Source organism: Marinifilum flexuosum, from assembly GCF_003610555.1.
Classification (GTDB): domain Bacteria; phylum Bacteroidota; class Bacteroidia; order Bacteroidales; family Marinifilaceae; genus Marinifilum; species Marinifilum flexuosum.
Genome location: NZ_RAPQ01000008.1, coordinates 2,056,366 through 2,077,168 on the forward strand (window position 1 = coordinate 2,056,366; position 20,803 = coordinate 2,077,168).

General features: G+C 33.0%; 20 protein-coding genes. 12 read left to right on the top strand and 8 right to left on the bottom strand.

Going from position 1 to position 20,803, the window contains the following annotated elements:
• Positions 1 to 4: 4 nt before the first annotated feature.
• Positions 5 to 1,090 (bottom strand): efflux RND transporter periplasmic adaptor subunit, encoded by a 1,086-nt coding sequence (locus BXY64_RS08350; protein ID WP_211334439.1) that lies wholly within the window; start codon positions 1,088 to 1,090, stop codon positions 5 to 7.
• 11 nt (positions 1,091 to 1,101) lie between these two features.
• A complete protein-coding gene (locus BXY64_RS08355) occupies positions 1,102 to 3,453 on the bottom strand; it encodes a TolC family protein (protein WP_120239424.1) in 2,352 nt (783 codons plus the stop codon).
• A gap of 457 nt (positions 3,454 to 3,910) precedes the next feature.
• Here BXY64_RS08355 and BXY64_RS08360 point away from each other — a divergent pair, with 457 nt between their 5' ends.
• Positions 3,911 to 4,750, top strand: coding sequence for a prephenate dehydratase (locus BXY64_RS08360; RefSeq protein ID WP_120239425.1), 840 nt, complete (start codon positions 3,911 to 3,913; stop codon positions 4,748 to 4,750).
• 2 nt (positions 4,751 to 4,752) lie between these two features.
• Here the strand turns inward: BXY64_RS08360 and BXY64_RS08365 are convergent, their stop codons facing one another.
• Both BXY64_RS08365 and BXY64_RS08370 read right to left on the bottom strand, forming a co-directional pair.
• The gene (locus BXY64_RS08365) at positions 4,753 to 5,091 is read right to left on the bottom strand and encodes a 4a-hydroxytetrahydrobiopterin dehydratase (protein WP_317124610.1); all 339 of its coding nucleotides are present in this window, start codon (positions 5,089 to 5,091) and stop codon (positions 4,753 to 4,755) included.
• 38 nt (positions 5,092 to 5,129) lie between these two features.
• Positions 5,130 to 6,095: a hypothetical protein gene (locus BXY64_RS08370; RefSeq protein WP_120239426.1), complete on the bottom strand. Its 966-nt coding sequence runs from the start codon at positions 6,093 to 6,095 to the stop codon at positions 5,130 to 5,132.
• A 290-nt stretch (positions 6,096 to 6,385) separates the two neighbouring features.
• On the opposite strand from BXY64_RS08370, the gene BXY64_RS08375 reads away from it, so the two are divergent.
• Positions 6,386 to 8,404 (top strand): monovalent cation:proton antiporter family protein, encoded by a 2,019-nt coding sequence (locus tag BXY64_RS08375; RefSeq protein ID WP_170150617.1) that lies wholly within the window; start codon positions 6,386 to 6,388, stop codon positions 8,402 to 8,404.
• Here BXY64_RS08375 and BXY64_RS08380 read toward each other — a convergent pair.
• Positions 8,393 to 8,968, bottom strand: a complete 576-nt coding sequence (locus BXY64_RS08380; protein WP_120239428.1) for a tetratricopeptide repeat protein — start codon at positions 8,966 to 8,968, stop codon at positions 8,393 to 8,395. The genes BXY64_RS08375 and BXY64_RS08380 overlap by 12 nt on opposite strands.
• 120 nt (positions 8,969 to 9,088) lie before the next feature.
• A complete protein-coding gene (locus tag BXY64_RS08385) occupies positions 9,089 to 9,466 on the bottom strand; it encodes a hypothetical protein (protein WP_120239429.1) in 378 nt (125 codons plus the stop codon).
• Between the two features lie 180 nt (positions 9,467 to 9,646).
• Here BXY64_RS08385 and BXY64_RS08390 point away from each other — a divergent pair, with 180 nt between their 5' ends.
• The 4 genes from BXY64_RS08390 (at position 9,647) to BXY64_RS08405 (ending at position 13,471) form a co-directional block, all read left to right on the top strand.
• Complete coding sequence (locus BXY64_RS08390) at positions 9,647 to 10,915, top strand: sensor histidine kinase (RefSeq protein WP_120239430.1); 1,269 nt, start codon at positions 9,647 to 9,649, stop codon at positions 10,913 to 10,915.
• 5 nt (positions 10,916 to 10,920) lie between these two features.
• Positions 10,921 to 11,619 (top strand): response regulator transcription factor, encoded by a 699-nt coding sequence (locus tag BXY64_RS08395; protein WP_120239431.1) that lies wholly within the window; start codon positions 10,921 to 10,923, stop codon positions 11,617 to 11,619.
• A 72-nt stretch (positions 11,620 to 11,691) separates the two neighbouring features.
• Positions 11,692 to 12,369 carry a YggS family pyridoxal phosphate-dependent enzyme gene (locus BXY64_RS08400; protein ID WP_120239432.1) on the top strand — a complete coding sequence of 226 codons (678 nt, stop codon included), beginning with the start codon at positions 11,692 to 11,694 and terminating at the stop codon, positions 12,367 to 12,369.
• A 97-nt stretch (positions 12,370 to 12,466) separates the two neighbouring features.
• Positions 12,467 to 13,471, top strand: coding sequence for a dihydroorotate dehydrogenase-like protein (locus tag BXY64_RS08405; RefSeq protein WP_120239433.1), 1,005 nt, complete (start codon positions 12,467 to 12,469; stop codon positions 13,469 to 13,471).
• Between the two features lie 37 nt (positions 13,472 to 13,508).
• On the opposite strand, the gene BXY64_RS08410 is transcribed toward BXY64_RS08405, so the two are convergent.
• Positions 13,509 to 14,030 carry a hypothetical protein gene (locus BXY64_RS08410; protein ID WP_120239434.1) on the bottom strand — a complete coding sequence of 174 codons (522 nt, stop codon included), beginning with the start codon at positions 14,028 to 14,030 and terminating at the stop codon, positions 13,509 to 13,511.
• Positions 14,031 to 14,236: 206 nt separating this feature from the next.
• Here BXY64_RS08410 and BXY64_RS08415 point away from each other — a divergent pair, with 206 nt between their 5' ends.
• Positions 14,237 to 15,088 carry a hypothetical protein gene (locus tag BXY64_RS08415; protein ID WP_120239435.1) on the top strand — a complete coding sequence of 284 codons (852 nt, stop codon included), beginning with the start codon at positions 14,237 to 14,239 and terminating at the stop codon, positions 15,086 to 15,088.
• Between the two features lie 16 nt (positions 15,089 to 15,104).
• On the top strand, positions 15,105 to 15,539 hold the full coding sequence (locus BXY64_RS08420; protein WP_120239436.1) for a hypothetical protein: 435 nt from the start codon (positions 15,105 to 15,107) through the stop codon (positions 15,537 to 15,539).
• 42 nt (positions 15,540 to 15,581) lie between these two features.
• Here BXY64_RS08420 and uvrA read toward each other — a convergent pair whose 3' ends face one another.
• Complete coding sequence (gene uvrA / locus BXY64_RS08425) at positions 15,582 to 18,365, bottom strand: excinuclease ABC subunit UvrA (RefSeq protein ID WP_120239437.1); 2,784 nt, start codon at positions 18,363 to 18,365, stop codon at positions 15,582 to 15,584.
• A 193-nt stretch (positions 18,366 to 18,558) separates the two neighbouring features.
• Here uvrA and BXY64_RS08430 point away from each other — a divergent pair, with 193 nt between their 5' ends.
• The 4 genes from BXY64_RS08430 to BXY64_RS08445 all read left to right on the top strand — a co-directional run bounded on the left by BXY64_RS08430 (position 18,559) and on the right by BXY64_RS08445 (position 20,655).
• Entirely contained in the window at positions 18,559 to 19,155 is a 597-nt protein-coding gene (locus BXY64_RS08430) for an RNA polymerase sigma factor (RefSeq protein ID WP_120239438.1), read from the top strand.
• A gap of 106 nt (positions 19,156 to 19,261) precedes the next feature.
• Complete coding sequence (locus BXY64_RS08435) at positions 19,262 to 19,507, top strand: hypothetical protein (RefSeq protein ID WP_120239439.1); 246 nt, start codon at positions 19,262 to 19,264, stop codon at positions 19,505 to 19,507.
• A gap of 103 nt (positions 19,508 to 19,610) precedes the next feature.
• Positions 19,611 to 20,465, top strand: coding sequence for an SPFH domain-containing protein (locus BXY64_RS08440; protein WP_120239440.1), 855 nt, complete (start codon positions 19,611 to 19,613; stop codon positions 20,463 to 20,465).
• Between the two features lie 10 nt (positions 20,466 to 20,475).
• Positions 20,476 to 20,655, top strand: a complete 180-nt coding sequence (locus BXY64_RS08445; RefSeq protein WP_120239441.1) for an Arc family DNA-binding protein — start codon at positions 20,476 to 20,478, stop codon at positions 20,653 to 20,655.
• Positions 20,656 to 20,803: the final 148 nt, after the last annotated feature.

A 20,803-nucleotide genomic window follows, 5' to 3' on the forward strand; every position in this document is an offset into this window, starting at 1 on the left:
AATACTATTTTAAACTAACTTTCTGTCCGTCAAGTAGTGTTTGTAAGCCAGCAGTAGCCACAATCTGACCTGCCTTTAATCCACTCTTCACTTCAAATCCAATAGGAGAAAGTACGCCTACTTTAAAGTGTTGTTTTTTAATTACACCAATATTTTCGTTTTCTTTTTCTATAATGAAAACAAAGTTGCCTTTGCTGTCTTCACCCACTGCTGAAATCGGAACAATTAAGCTTTCACTATTATTAGCTTCGGCAAATTTAAATTTGATATGTGCTGCCATTCCTGACTTCACTTCAGAAGTTTCACCTAATAATTTTATTCTTACCGGATAGGTAGCGGAGCCTTCACTTATTGAAGGAGATACTTCGTTTACTACTCCTTGAAATTCTTTGCCCTGAAGAGCAGGAAATGTTGCTGTTACTTCCATCCCTTGTAGTACTCTGTTGATTACGTTTTCAGGCAAACCAAGACTTACCTCCATAAAACTACCAGCGTTTAGAATTGCAATAATTTGTCCTGCACTTACATTCTCATTGTTCTCTACATTTTTAGCCGCAATAACTCCATTGGACGGAGAGTAGATAATTCCATAGCCAACTTGTTTTTGTTGTATTTCAACACTTCGTTTCGAGGATTCATAGTTTGCTTTAGCCGAAGCGTAAGAGGATTTTGCATTTTCATAATCGCTTAATGAGGCACTTCCTTTCTCAAACAGGGTTCTGGTTCTATCCAGTGTTGAAGTTGCTGTGTTTAAGTTTGCTTTCGCACTGCTAAGCGCTGATATTGATTGTTCCAAGGACAATTGAGCTTCAGAATTATCGATCCTTGCCAATAAATCACCTTTTTTTACCGATTGACCATTGGCAATATTTAAAACAGTTAAAATACCAGAAGTTCTAAAACTTAAGTTGATTTCTTTATCAGATCTGGCAGTTCCATTAAATGATCGAACTTGTCCTATTCCTGAGTAACTTACCTCTTGAAATTTTACTGGTCGGTATCGTTTTTGTTTTTGCTTTTCGTTGCCATTGCCACAAGATCCAAATGCAAACAAGAATAAGCTTAATGCTAAAATGTATAATGGTTTCATATTGTACTGGTTTAATTATTGGTTAAAAGATAGGTTTGAAGATTTTGAATGAAAGTTTGATTTTCTTCATCCGGATTTAGGAAAAAATAATAGGATAGTATTCTTTCCATTTGTAACAGACTTAGATAAAAGTTATAGCCAGCACTTGCTTGTTGTTGCTGTGCTTGAAAGTATGCTTGTTGTGCATCAATTAAACTTGTAATTCCTATCGCTCCATTCGAGTAAGAAATTTGCATAAGCTCCAAACTTTCTTTTGCTGTTTTGGTGGTAAGTTTTGATAATTCAATATTGGTGTAAAGATTCAATATGGTAAATACAATATCATTTACATTTTTCTTTATAAGTGTTTCAGTATTTTCTTTTTGAATATTTAGTTGCTGTTGTTGAATTAATGACTTTTGCCTGTTTAAACTTCTCTGATTTTGATTAAATATAGGCAGACTTAATTGTACACCAACATTGTAATATCCATCTGGAGCACCTACAATTCCTGTAGGATATGTACTTCCTTTTCCATCTCTTGAAAAAGTATAATTGTATCCTCCTTGCAAGGCAATGCTTGGAATGAATTTACTTCTTTGATATAGTTTTGCACTTCTCTCTGATGCTTCAATATTAAACTGTAAAGATTTCAGTTCGTGAGCATTTTCAATAGCAACTGTCTCCAAATATTTTAACAGTTTACTTCTTAAAATTGGATCATCAATCAGTGCGATTAGGCCCTTGTAATTAAATTGATCTTCTGTATTCTCATCTACCAAAGAGTGTTTGATGTCAATTTTGTAGTTGATGGGATTATTTAGAAGTTGATTGATGGCATGCATTGCTTGAATAAAGTTGGTGTAAGCATTAACGATATTTTGAGTTGCGAGTGCCAATTCACTTTTCCAACGCAGAACATCTCCTTTCCCAGTTTGTCCAGCCGAGTAATTTTGCTTTGCGATTTCAAAATTCTTTCTGGTAACCCTTAGATTTTCATCATTAATTAGGTAATTGGCTTTTGCAATTAATGCATTGTAAAAAGTAACACCCGCATCTAATATTGCATCTTTTTCAACGGCATTGTAATTCTCTTGGCTTGCAGCTGCCAGTGTTTTCTGAATTTTGATATTTCCACTGGCTTGTTCCGAAAATAGAAGTTGTTCAATATTAACATTACCACTTGTGGTAAACTCGGGATTCGATCCGTTTGAAACCTTGGCTAAATCAGGATCAATATGAGAACCGGTTACCGAACTTGTAAGATTTGGTAGGTATTGACTGTTTGCCAACTTTACCTCTTGTTGGGCCAAATTAATATCAAACTTACTTGCTTTTAAGCTTAAATTCTTTTCCAGAAGTTGATAAACAAAATCATCTAGGTAATACTTCTTTTTATAAGAGAGCTTATTGGCATTTCCAATAATATTTGTTTTAATTAAAAAGCTGTATTTCAGTGGGAAATTAATTTTAAAAGAGGTTTCGATATTTAGAAGAAGTTTGGTTTCAACGTCTAAATAAATTGGCAAATCCGATAAATCATTTCCCAATACTGCAGCTTCAATGTTTAGAGCAATTCTCCTGAAAAACTGATCTAACTCATTTATAGGTTGTTTATTAAGGAGTACTCCTAGTGAAGAAAATTCTTCATCTAATGAAGTGAAGGATGGCAAGTTTCGATTGTTAATCATATCAATCATTCTTTGTCTTTCCTCCTTAGAGAAATATAGGCCTCCGGAAATATATACAGCATCAATATCTTCAAGCTGGCTGTCTAACTCATCAGCAGATGATATTGAGATAAGTTTGTACTCCGATTTGATCTCGCTTAGAATTTTGTCTAATGTTTCTTTAACAGGGTAGATTTCGCTTAAATACTCATCTAAAATTATTCCAACTTTTTTGTAAGGGTACATTTCCTTAAAATCAGATAAGTCTTCTTTATATGATTTAGGAGTTAATATATAGGTCAGATTTTTAACCTGCGAAGAGTTTTGACCTTCGGGGAACTCTATAAAATCATCATTAATAACACCAAATAAAATAACTGGTTTCGGAAATGTTTTGTTTTGAGCAATCACAAAATTGTTAAGGGAACCAAAGGATAATATCAAATCAACATCATCAGTGTTTACAACAGTTTGATAGTTTTCTTTTGCCTTTTCCTGGCTTAGTTGGTTCATTAAAAAATATTTCTCCTTAAATACAATTGTAGCTTCCTGAGATACAACAGATTTAATTTCAGCTTTCAACCGATTTAAGATCGAGTCTGTTTCGTGAATATAATCATCGCCCAAAATGGCAACCGAGTATTCCTTGGTATTTTGAGCATTTATCCACGTTGCATTCAATAAAATAAATGATAGCAGGATGAGTTGTTTCATGTGGTTTTCTCTTAAAAAATAAAAATCAGTTTAAAAGATATTAAAAAACATCGAGAAAACTTAGTTGTACCCTTTATTATTGCATTAAATTATGTTGTTGAAATTGAATTGATTTAATATCAAACCATTATTTTTAAATTATTTTTTTAACTTTGAGCTGTACAAATGATTTACAAACAATGAATAGAGTTCACACAAATCGATTTTTTTTCTTTTTTAGCATGTAGTGCTGAAGAGGTTTTGTGTGATATAAAATATTAACTGAGCCTTTTTCGAAAGGCTCTTTTTTTTACGATACGATGAGAACCATATTTTCCTTTAGCTTCTTTTTTAGCTTTTTCTTTTTTGGAGACGAGAAGGACAGGATTCTAATGGTTTAAATTACAAATGCATTAAAAGAGAGTCCTGATTATTCAGGACTTTTTTTTTGAAAAAAATCTAATAAAACCAAAACAAAATGGACAAGAGAAGAATTGTTATTCAAGGAGTGGAAGGTTGTTTCCATCACATTGCGGCAAATGCATATTATGGTGAGGATGTAGAAATTATTCCAGCTGAAAATTTTGCCAAGCTTGTTGACCTTGTTAATGATGAAAGTGTTTGCGATGCAGGAATAATGGCCATTGAGAATTCAATTGCTGGAAGTATTTTACAAAATTATGGCTTGTTACAAGATTCAGGTCTTGTTGTGGAAGGAGAGATCTTTTTACGAGTTAAGCAAAACTTGATGGCATTGCCGGGACAGAAAATTGAAGATTTAAAAGAGGTTCATTCTCATCCAATGGCTATCAATCAGTGTAGGGCATTTTTTCGTCAATATCCACATATCAGATTGGTAGAGATGGAAGATACAGCATTAAGTGCTAAAAATATTCGTGATAATGAACTACATGGTGTAGGTGCAATTGCTGGTGATTTACCTGCTAAGCTCTACGATTTAGAGATTTTGGAGGAGGCAATTGAAAGTATCAAGAATAATCAAACTCGATTTTTCTTGCTGAAAAGACAAAAAGATGTTGGTGTTAATGGTGGATTTACAAAGGCTTCGCTATACTTTAGTACAAATCATGAACCTGGTAGTTTATCGTATATTTTAGATTGTTTTGCTCAAGAGGGTATAAACCTTTCTAAAATCCAATCTCATCCAATTCCTGGTGAGAATTGGCAATATTTCTTTCATGTCGATTTGGAATTTAAAGCTCCAATGCAATTTAAAAATGCAATGAATATGATTTCTCAAAAGGTTAGAGGAATGCAAATTTTAGGGACATACAATAAGGGCATTGAAATTCGATAAAGTTAATTAATTGAATCAAATATCTTATCAATCTGCTTGGCTAACGAAATGTCTTTCTCGGTGATTCTTCGTTTGGAGTGAGTTGTTAAAGTTACTCTGACATTTTTGTATTTATACAGTTTAATGTCAGGATGATGATCAACTTTTTCGGCATCTTCGGCAATAAGATTGATAAATTTAATGGCATGGGTAAAATCAGATAATACGTAATTTTTAATCAGCTTACTATCTATTTCACTCCAGCCTTGTTCCAATAAAATATTCATGATTTTCTGCTTTTTGATATATAAAGTTAAGGAAAGAAAATTGTAATGTAAACAAAAAGGATTGCCACAGGCAATCCTTTGATTAACTAATTAATTTCAGACAAGCAAAAGGCTTATAATGAAATTTCTCTATCCAGTTCTTCTCCCATAATTTTTGCTCCACTATACAAAACAGATCTTTCTTCGGCCTCCATGTAAACATCAAAAGGTAACGAAATGTTATAAGCTGTTTGTACCAATATGGCAATATCGTCTTTGGATCCTAATTGGTTTCTCCAGTTAATTTCGGTTTCATCCAATAAATAGGCATAAACAGGCCCGGTGAAATAAGCAAAACAATCAGCGTACGATTTGTTTTCCCACAAACATTCAAGCTTTGATTGCAAAAATGATTTAAGTTCTGGTTTCGATCTACATATTTTTTGAGCAGTATATTCGGCCATACCTTCATGAATTTCAAAGCGATTTTCACATCCATCGCAATCAGAATATAAGGCCCTACGATACTTTCTAAAGCAAATTGCATCAATGATTGCTTGTTTTCGGTCTTCTCCTTCACTATGCAATGCAAAATCCAGGGCTTTCCACTCAAGTTTTAACCATACTCTTGCTTCCATCTCTTCCATATGACTGTTGTTATATGGCAAAGGTTTTAGGTCTATTTGTGGTTGTAAACAATGGAATGCCTCATGCAAAATAACACACTGTTGTTCAATTTTGTTTTCAGGCAAAGGTAGAGGTATAACAGCCCAATTGCGTTTGTCAATTTTTTGTGGTCCTTTTTTCACTCTTATAAAATCAGGAAGTTTCCCTATGTAAATGTTATTTTTTTCTTCCAGGTTTAGTTTAGAGCTATTCTTATTTGAGTACACGATTTCATTTTCTTCATCAACAAAGAGAATTGGAACATCCAAACTATGTCCCCATAGCAATCCATTATCTTGTGAGCAAAGCTCTTGAGTTTCATCAAGAACAGCTTTGATAATTTCAGGAGAATAATTTTGATTATTTGCCTTTGTATTCACAATGCAAATCATCAAAAAAATGACTCCAACGGTTAAAATTCGTTTGATCTTCATTTTAAGTTTGGTTAATAGGTTCAGTTAAATTGTAACAGTATTTGTGCCGTTCTTTGTAAGTGGCAGTATATCAATGGTTGGTGATTGGTTTTGGTGTGGGTGGAAAAGGAAATGTTGTTACATTTCGTACAGTAAGTGTTCGTATCTGTGCAGACTTTACAATCATTTAACAATGTTTGTTGGTATTGGAACTAATAAGAGAATTCTGTATCTTAATTACTAATACCTAAACAAATTGCTATGATATGTTTTATATCAATTGTTTTGGGCAAACATTAAAATTGAACCGAATGAATGAATATCTTGAAATATTAATGGTCTTAATGAGTTTTCTGATTATTGCAGTTGGAGCAAATAGAATATCGTTGTATTTCCCAAAAATCAAGTTACCTATAATTACTGGCCTTTTATTTATAGGGATGTTATCTGGTCCTTATGTATTGAATCTTTTGCCTAAAACTTCAATCGAAAAGCTAGGGTTTATAAATGAAATATCATTGGCATTCATTGCATTTGCAGCTGGAGCTGAATTGTTTCTGAAAGAGTTAAAAGGAAGAATGAGAAGCATTAAATGGATGACGTTTGGACAACTTGTATTTACATTTGGGATTAGTGTTTCTTTTGTTTTGTTGATTTCGGAAAGAATTCAGTTTTTATCAGAAATGTCATTCGAATACAAGTTGGCTATTGCCTTATTGATTGGGACCGTGTTTGTTACCAGATCACCGGTTTCAGCAATTGCTGTTATTAATGAAATGCGCGCAAAAGGTCCCTTTACACAAATGGCAATTGGTGTTACAGTAATAAAAGATGTATTGGTAATTGTTCTTTTTACCATTTGTTTTGCTGTTGCAGATGCATTGATATCAAAAATTCCATTCGATTTTTGGTTGGTCATCATTTTGTTTGGCGAGTTGTGCTTATCCGTATTTTTAGGTTTTGTATTAGGAAATTTGTTAAATCTAATCTTATCCATTCGCATATATACGCAACTTAAGGCTTTTATAATTGTACTTACCGGATACAGCGTGTATTTGTTAGCAAGTTTGGTTCATAATCAAAGTTTAGAATGGTTTGGATTCGATTTGTACATTGAACCATTGCTGATTTGTATTCTTGGAAGTTTTGTAGTCGTTAATTTTGGTAAAAATCGAAGAGAGTTTAATCGTATTATCGAATTGGTTGTTCCATCTATTTATGTATTATTCTATACATTAACCGGGGCATCGGTAAAAATTGATATTTTACAAGATGTATGGTCTATTGCCTTGATATTTTTTGTTGTACGATTAACCAGCATGGCAATTGGAGCATTTATTGGTGGAACTTTGGGTGGCGATCCAATGCGTTACAATCGAATTTCCTGGATGCCATTTGTTACTCAGGCTGGTGTTGCCATTGGATTGGTATCAGTTGTGTCGGCAAAATATCCAACTTGGGGTTCCGAGTTTGCTACTATACTTTTAGCTGTAATTGTATTAAACGAGATATTTGGACCACCATTATTCAAATGGTCTATTCTTTTGGTTGGCGAAAGTCATAAACAAAGAGAGTTACAGCACGAAAATAAAGTACAAAAAGCACTTATTTTTGGATTGGAAGGTCAATCGCTGGCATTGGCAAGACAATTAGCAGATAATGATTGGAAAGTACAATTGGTAACTCGAAATGAAGCGAAGGCAAAATTAGAATATCAAGGAGTAAATGTTGTACATGTTCCCGATTACAATTTAGAGGAATTGAGGAAGATTAAAGCTCATAAGGCAGATGCTTTGGTTCTTTTAAATAAAGATGATGACAATTTAACGGTTTGTGAATTGGCTTATGAGCACTTTGGTACCAGAGATATTGTGGTTAGAGTTCATGAAAGAAGTTTTATTCAGAAATTTCATGAATTGGGAGCATTAATTGTGGAACCTTCTACTGTGATGGTGAGCCTTATGGACCATTTGGTTCGTTCACCAATTGCAACCTCATTATTGCTTGGAATGGAAGAAAATCAGGATACTGTTGACATAGAAATGCAAAATCCGGAATTACATGGAGTTGCAATTCGAGATCTGCAAATACCTACTGATTTGATTATATTGGCTACCAAACGAAATCAGAATACTCTAATTTCTACTGGATTTACCAGATTGAGATTAGGTGATGTATTGACTGTAGTTGGTTCAATTGATAGCATTGATAAATTGAGACTTAAATTAGAGAATACGGAAACTCCTGACTATAAGAAAATAAGATTTGCAGGAAAAACGATTTCTTTTAAGCGAAGACCAATACAGCCCGATACAGATTTACCAGGTTAAAAATACCGTTGTCCAGAAGGCCAGAGGAACTACGGTATTCCAGATTACTTCCTCTCGATGTCGTGCTCTTTGAAGTCTTTCATTTTCGACTTGTAATCGCAAGTAATTTAATTGCTGTTGGTTTTGAATATAAGCCAACTCTTTTTCCTTTTGGATGTTTTCAAGATAAATAATTGCTTCTCTGCTTTTGGAAGGATTGGAGTTAACTACAGCTACCAAATCTTGTTCTGATTCATATAATCGGTTCAGATGGTAGTAAGCCATACCTCTCTGTAATTTTACTTCGCTCATATATGGTTTTTTAGCCAGTACATGGTTAAAATCCAATATTGCTTTTTTGTAGTTTTTTAGTTGCATGTATGCATATCCTCGATCTTGAAAAATAGTCGGATAATAGGGCATAATGTTAATGGCAGTGTCTAGGTAGGGGATTGCTTTATCATACTTGCCTTCCAGAATGAGCATTCTACCTTTGTCATGATATTGCATATAGCGTTCCACATTTTGTGATTGAGCAAAAAATGAGAATAATATACCTACAATTAAAGCTATTGATGTTTTCATGAGTATTTTAATATTTATTGATTTAAAATTTTAACGCTAAACATGCAACATAAATTGTACCAAAAAACATAAAAAAACCCTTCGGTTTTTCGAAGGGTTTATCTGTTGTTTAATAATATATTATGACTTTTTACAGCACTCTTTTTTACAATTAGCATCGCATTTTTTATTTGCATTGGCTTCTTTTGTACATGATTTTTTACATTTTGAATCACATTTTTTTGCACTAGCTTCTTTTTTAGAACACTCCTTTTTGTCTTTGCAACATGTTTTTTTCTTAGAGCATTCTTTTTTAGAACAGTCTTTTTTCTTTGAACAACAAGCTTTTTTATCAGCTTTAGCTTCTTTTTTTACTTTCTTTTTATCTTGTTTCTGATCCTGATCTACATCCTGAGTAAGTACAACATCGTTATCAGTAGAAATGTTAACCGGTTGAACTGCGAAACTTACCGCGCTAATTGCGAAAACAAATAATAGGCTCAATAATAACTTTTTCATTGTTTTAAATTTAAAATGTTAATTAATCCGTTTTGATTTTATTGAATTGTATCATAAAGAACGTAAAAGATCTTTTTGTCTGCTGTTAATGAATTGTTAAAGAAATTTAAATTTTTAAAAATTAAACTACCTTTGGATTGATTAATATACCCATTATTAAAGGAGTACAGAAGATATTAGATGATAAAAAATGCTCAAAAATTAATTAACAGACTAAGTAATTATAGAATTCAGATATTCCTTGGCGTATCAGTAGTAGTTCTAATTACTCTTCTATTAATACAAATAAGGTGGATAGGTAGAGCGCGCGATTTGAACGAAGAACAATTTAACCACAGGGTAGGTATGGCTTTACATGAATCGGTTGACGAGTTTATGAAGGACCGAGAGAGATGTGAAGCTATGAGTGCTTGTATGAATAAATCGAGATTTGATGCCAATGATAGTGCAAAATTAGAAAGTGAAGTGGAACGTTTGGATTCTATCATTAAGCAACAATTTCAAAATTACCAAATTCAATCAGCATACACCATTGAGGTATTATCTTCTGCTGATGAGCAGCCAAGAAGTAAATGTTTCTACTATAGTTTGCGTAAGGCATTAAGTCACGATAAAGCTGTACTGAATGTCTATTTTAATAAAAGAGAACAAAGTTTAATGGATAGTATGGGCAGTATGTTTATATTATCAGTAATGCTGATATTAATACTCTTTGTATTTTTTGGATTGACTGTTTTCTCATTTCTTAAGGACAAGAAAATTTTAGGAAGAACAACTGACCTTATCAATAATATTGCTCACGAATTCAAAACCCCAATGGCAACCATTGCTTTGGCTGGAAAGATGCTGGGGCGTGAGAAGGTTCATTCTCAATCTAATCAGGTAATTCATTATGCCAATATGATTACTTCTGAAAATGATAGACTAAAAAAACAAGTTGATCAGCTTTTAAAATTGTCATGTATTGATAGAGGAGAGTTGCAATTAAATTCAAATCAATTTAATGTGCATGAACTACTAAAAGAATGTATCGATTCTTTATCAGTTAGATTATCGGAACGAAAGGGGGAATTGATTATGAATAAAACAGCTGTAAATGATTTAATTACAGGCGATAGGGAGTTGATTCAAAATGTTTTTGTAAACCTTTTGGATAATGCCATAAAGTATTCTTCAGGAAAACCTGAATTGAAATTGGAAACCAAAAACAATAACGGAAGTTTACTTATTTTGGTTTCTGATAAAGGAATTGGAATGAGTAAAGAGGAGCAAAAACATGTTTTCGATAGATATTATCGAGCACCAACAGGTGACCGTCATGATGTTAAAGGGTTTGGAATTGGTTTGTCATATTCTCGAATGATAATTGATGCTCATAAAGGTTCGATAAATGTTTGGAGTAAGAAAAATTATGGTAGTACCTTTACTGTTACAATACCACAATCTTAAAATTTATGTCTACACTTGCAACAAAAAATATATTACTGGTTGAAGATGATCCTAATCTTGGGGAGGTTTTAAATGCTTTTCTTGAAATGGAAGGCTTTACGGTTAGCTTGGCTCGAGATGGGGAAGAGGGCTATGAAAAATTTTCCAAATCAAAATATAATATTTGCCTTTTGGATGTGATGTTACCAAAATTAGATGGGTTTTCTTTAGGTAAAATGATTAGAAAAATAGATAAGGACATTCCTATTATTTTTCTCACTGCAAAATCATTAAAAGAAGATAAATTAAAAGGTTTTGATTTGGGAGGTGACGATTACATTACCAAACCATTTGATGAAGATGAGTTGGTTAGAAGAATAAATGCAATATTAAAAAGAACAATTTCTGTTCAGAATACTTCGGAATTATCTTTCAAACTTGGTAATTTTGAATACAATCATGTAAATCTAACCCTAAGAATCGACGGGAATGAGTCTCGAATAACGCAAAAAGAAGGAGAGGTTCTTTACATGCTGCTTCAATCGAAAAATAATGTTGTCCGACGTGAGGATATCCTTGTAAAGGTTTGGGGCGAAAATGATTACTTCATGGGAAGAAGTTTGGATGTGTTTATTACAAAATTAAGAAAGCATCTTAAACCAGATCCACAGGTGAAAATCGAAAATGTTCATGGAGTGGGATTTATCCTGTCTGATGATAATTAATTTAACTTCCAGGTGAGACTTAAAACCGAAAAGTTGTAATTTTGAGTTTTAAAATTCAAAACTAGTATTGGTATGAGCATACCTCAAAAAATAGAAGAAATTAAAAAATCAATTCCAGAGAGTGTAAGCTTGGTGGCAGTTTCTAAAACAAAACCCAACGAAGCAATAATGGAAGCTTATGATGGTGGTTATAGAATTTTCGGAGAAAATAAACCTCAAGAGTTAACAAGAAAATTTAACGAATTGCCAAAAGATATAATTTGGCACATGATTGGTCATTTGCAGACCAATAAGGTTAAGTATATTGCTCCATTTGTTAGCTTAATTCATGCAGTAGACAGTTTAAAGCTATTAAAAGAGATTAACAAGCAAGCCTTAAAAAATGATCGTGTAATTGATTGTTTATTTCAGTTTCATATTGCTGATGAGCAGACGAAGTTTGGCTTAGATTTAAACGATGCAGAGCTTATTATAAATTCTGAGGAATATCAGAATATGCAAAATATTCGCATTGTAGGTGTTATGGGAATGGCTACCTACACTGATGATGAAAATCAGGTTCGTTCAGAATTTAGCAACTTGAAATCTATTTACAGCAAACTTAAATCAAAGTTCTTTTCAGAAGAGGAGAGTTTTAAAGAAATTTCGATGGGAATGTCCGGAGATTATAAACTGGCTATTGAAGAGGGTAGCACAATGATTCGTGTTGGAAGTACCATTTTTGGAACTAGAGATTATTCAAATAAATAACATTTGCCACAAAGTCCTTCGTTGATGAATCGTAATTATTTATTTAAATGATTATATTTGTTCGTTAACGATTGAAATTCAATAAAATTAAAATACTATGATAAATCTTGAAACCACTTATATGGGGTTGCCTTTAAAGAATCCTGTAATTGTTAGTAGTTCTGGTTTAACCAATTCGGTAAGAAAGATTAAGATTATCGAAGAAAAGGGAGCTGGTGCTGTTGTATTAAAATCTTTATTTGAAGAGCAAATCACAAACGAAGCCCGTCACCTTATTAGCAAAGATCCTACAAACGTTGGATATCCTGAAGCTGAGGACTATATCCAAAATTACATCAAGGGTAACTCGGTTTCAAATTATTTGACATTAATTAAGGAGGCAAAAGAAGCTGTTTCGATTCCTATTATTGCTAGTATTAACTGTGTGTCATCATCGGATTGGACTCATTTTGCAAAAGAAATCGAAAAAGCTGGTGCTGATGCCATTGAATTAAATGCATTTATCGTTCCAAACGATAGAAATATGAGTTCTACTGAGTATGAAGAGCTTTATTACGATATTTTCAATGCTGTTAAGAAAGAAGTAAATATTCCTATTTCGATGAAATTGGGTATGTACTTTACAAACCTGTTTTCTGTAGCAAATCGATTAAATGCTGATGGAGCTGATTCTGTTGTTTTGTTTAATAGATTCTACGAGCCAGACATTGATATTGAAGATTTGAAAATTACTAGTGCAGAGGTATTAAGTAATGCGAGTGATATTCGTAGATCTTTACGTTGGGTAGGAATGTTATCCGATAAAATTAAAGGTCTTGATATTTCTGCATCAACAGGAATTCACAGTGGGGAAGCTGCAATCAAGCAGTTGTTGGCTGGAGCAAAAACCGTTCAAATTTGTTCTACAGTTTACGAACATGGATTTGATCAGGTAACCAAAATTTTGGAAGAAATTTCGGCATGGATGACTAGAAAAGAATTCAAATCAATTGAGGAGTTCAGAGGGAAGTTGAGTTATGGAAACATTCCTGATTCTGCACTTTACGAAAGAGCTCAGTTCATGAAATACTTTTCGAATAATGAAAAAGATGTAATGATCTAAAATAAAAAGGCTGAATCATTTGATTCAGCCTTTCTTTTTAAAATTGATCAAGAATGTGAATACATTCATGAATCATTCCTTTAATTTCTTCAGGAGCATTTGGAATTGCATCCTTTAATTTATCTTGTTCTTCAATTTTTATATCCGATTCAATTTTTCCAGTAAAGTTTTCAATTACTGTAAAAGCTTCAAAAGCAGTTTCAAAATCAGATTTGATTAATAAATCGGTAAACACACTTACATGTTTGGTAAAATCGATACTAGATTGCCAACAAATACCAGCTAATTCTTTCTGAATTGATTTGTACTCTTCATTAAGGATTGCTTCAATAAAAATCAGATCAGCATTTTTATCCTTAATGTCAGCCAAAAACTTTAAGATGGTATTTTTAACTTCTTCATCCGTGCTTTTTACCAATAAATCAAACAGAATTACAATATCTTCCAATTGTCCTTCTTCTCTTAGTTGATTGATCGATTTAGTAACAATTTTAGAATCTGAAGATTGTAGTTCCGATACTAACTTATCGTGTAATGCTTTTTTTGCTTTATCCGTCATTTTGTTTCCATTTGTATTTTGCAAAATTAATAAAATAAGCGATGATTAGTAGTGTTTGATAAAAATTGCTTTTTTAATAATAATTAAACTTATTTCTTGTGTCAGTATGTTTTTTTGCGGTTTTAAATGTCTTAGATATCCAGTTTTAGTAGATAAAAAATCGTATTTTAATTGGGCCTATAAATATTAACTCGTTATTGTATTTTATGAGAAAGATCTCTGTAGTTGGATTGTTGTTATTTTTATTTGCCTCTTGTAGTTGGAATTCTGCAGGGAAAAAGGAAAAAGAAATTCAATCTGAAAATTTAGAATATCAGCTAATGGCTGAAAATACAAGTAAAATGAAGAAGATATTCTTTGTTTTGCCAAGTCCTATAGAAACTTCATTGCTAATTAACAAATCAGGTATAGTTTTTCAGAAGGATTTACTCAACTCTACTGAGAAATTGGCAGGTTATTCCACTAGTACTTCCAGAGCCATTGCATTGGGTGTTTATTGTGCAGATTTAAGTTATTCAGGTATAAATGAGCAATTTCAAACATCTATAGAATATTTAAATGTTACCAGGAATTTGGCCGAATCTTTAGGGATTTTAAGAGCGGTAGATCCAAAGAAAATTAAATTGTTAGAAGATAATCTGACGAACAAGGAATTGGTGATTGATGTGATCTCTGAGGTGTATATGGAATCGCATGAACAATTAAGAGAACAGGATCGATATCTACTTGCATCTTTAATGTTAATAGGAGGTTGGGTAGAGAGTTTGTATTTGGCTACCCAAAGTGTGAAACCAAACGAGGTGAGTCATCAAATTTTAATTGAGCGAATTTTAGATCAACAGCTGTCCTTGGAAAGTGTTAAATCTGTTTTAAGTGAAAACCAATCGAACCCGGTAATACAGCCAATTTATAAAGATTTATTAGATTTGGAGAGATTATTCAAAAAGTCGATTATATCAAAAAATAATGAGATGGATTTCTACGGTAGGGTTAATTTAGAAGCTTTTGAGCAACTTATTTTAAAAGTTAACGCTATAAGAGATTATATAGTCGATTAATAACTGATTAAATTTCATGAGGATTTTATTTACTATTTTTGTTTTATTTTTTCTTGCCAATACCAATTTGGTTTATTCGCAGTGCAAAGAATTTGCCAAAAAGGATTGTAAACCTTTATTGGAGAATTATATACATGATGGAAACTATAATGGAATTGTTTTAAATGTAGATGAAGATGTTGAACTTCATAAAGCATTTTTTAAAGGGCAAAAATATAGAGTGGTTGTTTGCAGAGAGGATTTTCTACCACCAATTCATTTTAAGATTCTAAATTCTGATTATGAGGTTCTTTTTGATAACAAGGATGATGGATACAGTAACAAATACGATTTTGAATTGAAAGATTCCCAAACTTTAATTATTTCGATGAAGTTTGTGACTGAAAATAAAGAATACGACAAAAGCATGAATGGTTGTGTAGTCGTGCTATTTGGATTAGAAATGTATTAGCAAAGATCATAAAGAAAGGCTCCTTAATTAGAAGCCTTTCTTCTATAACTTTTCTTTCAAATATTTTCCTGTATAAGATTGTTTGCATTTCGTTGCTTCTTCAGGAGTTCCCTCAAAAACAACCTTTCCTCCATTGTTTCCTCCTTCAGGGCCAAGGTCAATTAACCAATCAGCACTCTTGATAATTTCCATATTGTGCTCAATAATAATCAAAGTATGTCCTCTTGCAATTAGAGCATTAAATGCATCCATCAATTTATGGATATCGTGAAAATGTAGTCCTGTTGTTGGTTCATCGAAAATGAAAAGGCAAGGTTCTGCTTTTTCTTTGGCAAGAAAAGAAGCCAATTTTACCCTTTGACTTTCTCCACCACTTAATGTGCTCGACGATTGACCTAATTTAACGTATCCTAAGCCAACATCAACCAATGGTTTTAAACGTTGTGCAATTTTCTTCTCGATATTTCCTTTTGACGCACTAAAAAATTCAGTAGCTTCATTTACGGTCATTTCCAAAACATCGTGGATGTTCTTACCATTGTATCTAATGTCTAAAATGTCATCTTTAAACCTTTTGCCTTTGCAGCTTTCACATTGAAGGTAAATGTCAGCCATAAACTGCATTTCAACCTTTATAATTCCTTCTCCCTGGCACTCATCGCATCTTCCTCCATCAATATTAAAAGAGAAATGAGAAGCTTTAAAACCGGCATATTGCGAAGCTTTTTGATCGGCGAATAGTTTTCGGATTTCATCATATGCCTTTAAATATGTAACAGGATTCGATCGTGAAGACTTACCAATTGGATTTTGATCAACAAACTCTATGTTTTTCACCAACTGTAGATCACCTTGAAGTAAATCAAAATGACCGCTCTTATCGGAGTAACCTCCGTAGTGTTTTTTTAGAGCTGGATACAAAATTGTTTTCACCAAAGATGATTTACCAGAACCACTTACCCCTGTAATCACAGACATTACATTAAGTGGAAATTTGATATTAAGTCCTTTTAAGTTATTTTCTCTCGCGCCAATAATTTCAATGTAATTGTTCCATTTTTTTCTGTTCGAAGGAACCGGAATATTTCTTTCTTGCGAGATGTATTGAGATGTTAAACTTTCGTTTGATTTTTTTAAGGCATTCAGGTCACCTTGAAAAACAACTTCACCGCCAAGTCTACCAGCATGTGGGCCAATATCAATTACATGATCTGCAGCCAGAATAATGTCTTCATCGTGTTCAACCACAATAACCGTATTTCCTAAATCTCGGAGTTGTTTTAGAACTTTAATCAATAAATCGGTATCTCGCGAGTGAAGACCAATACTTGGTTCGTCGAGAATGTAGAGCGATCCTACCAGACTACTTCCCAATGATGTTGCCAGATTGATTCTCTGTGACTCTCCACCTGACAAACTACTTGATAGACGATTTAGGGTAAGATATCCCAAGCCTACATCAGAAAGAAACTGTAGACGGTTTCTAATGTCTACCAAAAGCCTTTTGGCAATTTGCTCTTCGGTTTTGCTTAATTCTAAATTCTGAAAGAAACTATTTAGTTCGATGATTGGCATCAACACCAAATCCTGAATGTTTTTTCCATCAATTTTAATATAGCCAGCTTCTTTCTTTAATCGAGTGCCTCTACAATCGGGACAAGTGGTTTTACCTCTATATCTCGATAGCATTACACGATATTGAATTTTATATTGCTTAGATTCCAGGTATTTGAAAAAAGCATTCAATCCTTTAAAATGCTTGTTACCGGTCCACAATAATAATTTCTGTTCTTCACTCAATTCAAAATATGGTCGGTGGATAGGAAAATCAAACTTATCGGCAGCATAAATCAATTGATTTTTCCACTCTTGCATTTTTTCTCCTTTCCAACAAACTACTGCATCATCATAAATACTGATCGTTTTGTTTGGAATTACCAAGTCTTCATCAATTCCAATAACCTTCCCAAATCCTTCACATTTCGGACAAGCACCAACTGGATTGTTAAAACTAAAAGTATGTACATTAGGATCTTCAAACTCAATTCCATCCGCTTCAAATCGATTCGAAAAAGAATGAGTTTCTCCTTCAAACATTACCAAACATTCACCTTTTCCTTCGTAAAACGCAGTTTGCAAGGAATCCGCTATTCTGTTCTTCGTATCTTCGTCGGAAGAGACTCTTATTCTATCAATAACGATATGAATTGGCTTATCTGCAGGAATGATTTCTGGTGCCTCTAGAGCATCGAAAATTTTGTGAATTTTGCCATCAATTTCAATACGCGAAAATCCTTGCTTCGAAAGTACTTCAAGTTGTTCTTTTTTGCTTCTGTCGCCATTTAGCATTTCTGCCAATATCATCACTGGCAAATCTTCTTTCTGCTTCAAAATAAAATTAACAACATCACTGATGCTATGTCGTTTTACCAAGGTATTTGAAATCGGCGAATAGGTTTTACCAATTCTTGCAAAAAGTAATTTTAGATAGTCGTATATTTCAGTAGATGTTCCAACTGTAGATCTTGGATTTCTAGTGTTTACTTTTTGCTCGATTGCAATAGCAGGCGGAATCCCTTTAATAAAATCTACCTCAGGTTTGTCTATCCTACCAAGAAACTGACGAGCGTAAGCTGATAAACTTTCCACATATCTTCTTTGGCCTTCGGCGTACAAAGTATCAAATGCAAGTGATGATTTACCTGATCCGGAAAGTCCCGTAATTACAATGAATTGATTACGAGGAATCTTTAAGTCAATGTTCTTTAGGTTGTGTACCCTTGCACCTTTTATATGAATAAAATCCTCTGAAAATTTCTCTGCCATCTGTCTTATATCTGCTCCAAATAGGAGTTGAATTTATATCTTGAAAACGAATTTCCAAAGTTATTTAACTTCTAAAGATTTTCAAATCTCAGGAAAAATTAGTTTATTGCATACTGTTACCAATTTATAAACCCCAAAAAAAGGAGATACTGCTTATAGAAAAACTTTTACGCTGTTTAAAAACTAAATAGTTGTGAATTTGAGACAAAATAATCCTACCGATTATGATCTCGTGAAGCAGTATATTGATGGTAACCATGAATGCATTGATACATTAATCAATCGTCATAAGGATAGAATTTATACCTATATCTATCTTATCGTAAAAAATCATCAGCTTACCGAGGACATTTTTCAAGACACTTTTATAAAAGTGATCCGATCGTTGCGTTTGGGCAAATATCAAGACAATGGTAAATTTCTAGCTTGGGTTTTACGCATTGCACACAATTTAATCATTGATCATTTTCGAAGAGAGAAACAAAGTAACACTTTTTCGAAAGATGATTATGAATTGGATATATTTAATTCTAATAAGTATTGTGAAGGCAATTGCGAGGATGAATTGATTCGTGATCAAATACATGATGACATAAGAGAGTTGGTTCAGGAACTACCAGATGATCAGAGAGAAGTTGTAATTCTAAGACATTATAAAGGTTTAAGTTTTAAGGATATTGCCGAACACACCGATGTAAGTATTAATACTGCATTGGGTAGAATGCGATATGCATTAATTAATATGAGAAAGATTATCGAAGAGAGAAATATGACTTTAACTTTTCATTAGTTTTTTATTTGATTTTAGTAGGCCGGAAATATTTTCCGGCTTTTTTTGTTTTTGGAATACTAAATGAAAATCATAGACGTTTTAGAATAAAACAAATTAGCCAATTATGCCTATGAATGAAATTTACGCTTTGTTACAACATGATGTTTTATTTTCACCTGAAGAAATGCTTACTCTACTTGAAAGAATTTCGGATTTAAGCCTGTTTGATTCATCAGATTTATACAATTTGCTCGATGAATTTAAAGTGAAAGCATCAGGTGAAATAGTAGAACGCATAAAAACATTTAATCGATCAACGGTTAATGTTGATTTAAAAATTCCCGATATAAGGGAGATGATGTTGAATTAAAAAAATCGGAACAATCACTGTTCCGATTTTTTTATGCCTTGTTTTTGTTAATTCTAAAAATAATCGTAAATTGATATCAAAATAATATCAAAAAGATTCAAATATGAAACAAGAACAAACTTTTACGGCCATTTCGGGTTTTGCAATGTTATTTGTATGTCTTCTTCTTCTTGCGGGAGGGATATTGGGCACTATATTTCTGCGAAACCCCTTTTTTATGTTACTCATCTTCGTATTGATGATCTGTCTGCCGGGATTTACTGTGGTTAATCCAAATCAATCTGCAGTGTTGGTTCTTTTTGGAGCTTACAAGGGTACGATTTTAAAAAATGGATTTTTCTGGGTAAACCCTCTATTTGTAAAAAAGAAGATATCTTTGCGTGCAAGAAATCTGGATAGTGATCCTCTTAAGGTGAACGATAAAATAGGTAATCCGATTATGATCGGAGTTGTATTGGTCTGGAGAGTTAAGGATACTTATAAGGCAGCTTTTGATGTGAATAATTACGAAAATTTTGTTTCCATTCAATCAGAAGCGGCAATTCGACATATGGCAGGTGTATATCCTTACGATAATTTTGAAGATGAGAAGGCTGAAATTACTTTAAGATCTGGAGGAAATGAAGTAAGTGAATTGCTGGAACAAGAGTTAACGGAACGATTGGCCATTGCAGGAATTGAGGTTATGGAAGCGCGCATTAATTATTTAGCTTATGCTTCCGAAATTGCAGGAGCCATGTTACGAAGACAGCAGGCCACTGCAGTGGTAGCGGCACGCTTTAAAATTGTTGAAGGTGCTGTAAGTATGGTAGAAATGGCATTGGAAGAACTTGCCGATAAAGATATTGTTGATTTGGATGAAGATAAAAAAGCGACCATGGTCAGTAATTTAATGGTTGTGCTTTGTTCAGATAAAGATGCTACGCCAGTATTGAACACTGGTAGTTTGTATCAATAATTAATAGAATATGACTAAAAAGAAATCATTTGTTCTGCGTTTGAGTCCAGAGATGTATAAGAAGTTGGAGAAATGGGCTGTTGATGAATTTCGCAGTACTAACGGTCAAATAGAATGGATTTTAAACAAAGCTCTTAAAGAAGCAGGCCGGTTGAAAGATGAAAAAAAGAGTGATGATCACTCTGAATAAATAGTTAAATTCAGTTATGCAAAGACCATCTAATATTAGGTGGTCTTTTTTATTTATATGCATTTAAGAATATTATTTTAAATTAAACAAAAAAAGCTTGCTCAAATTTCATTTTACTAATTTTTTGATTTTGTGTATCTTGTATGTA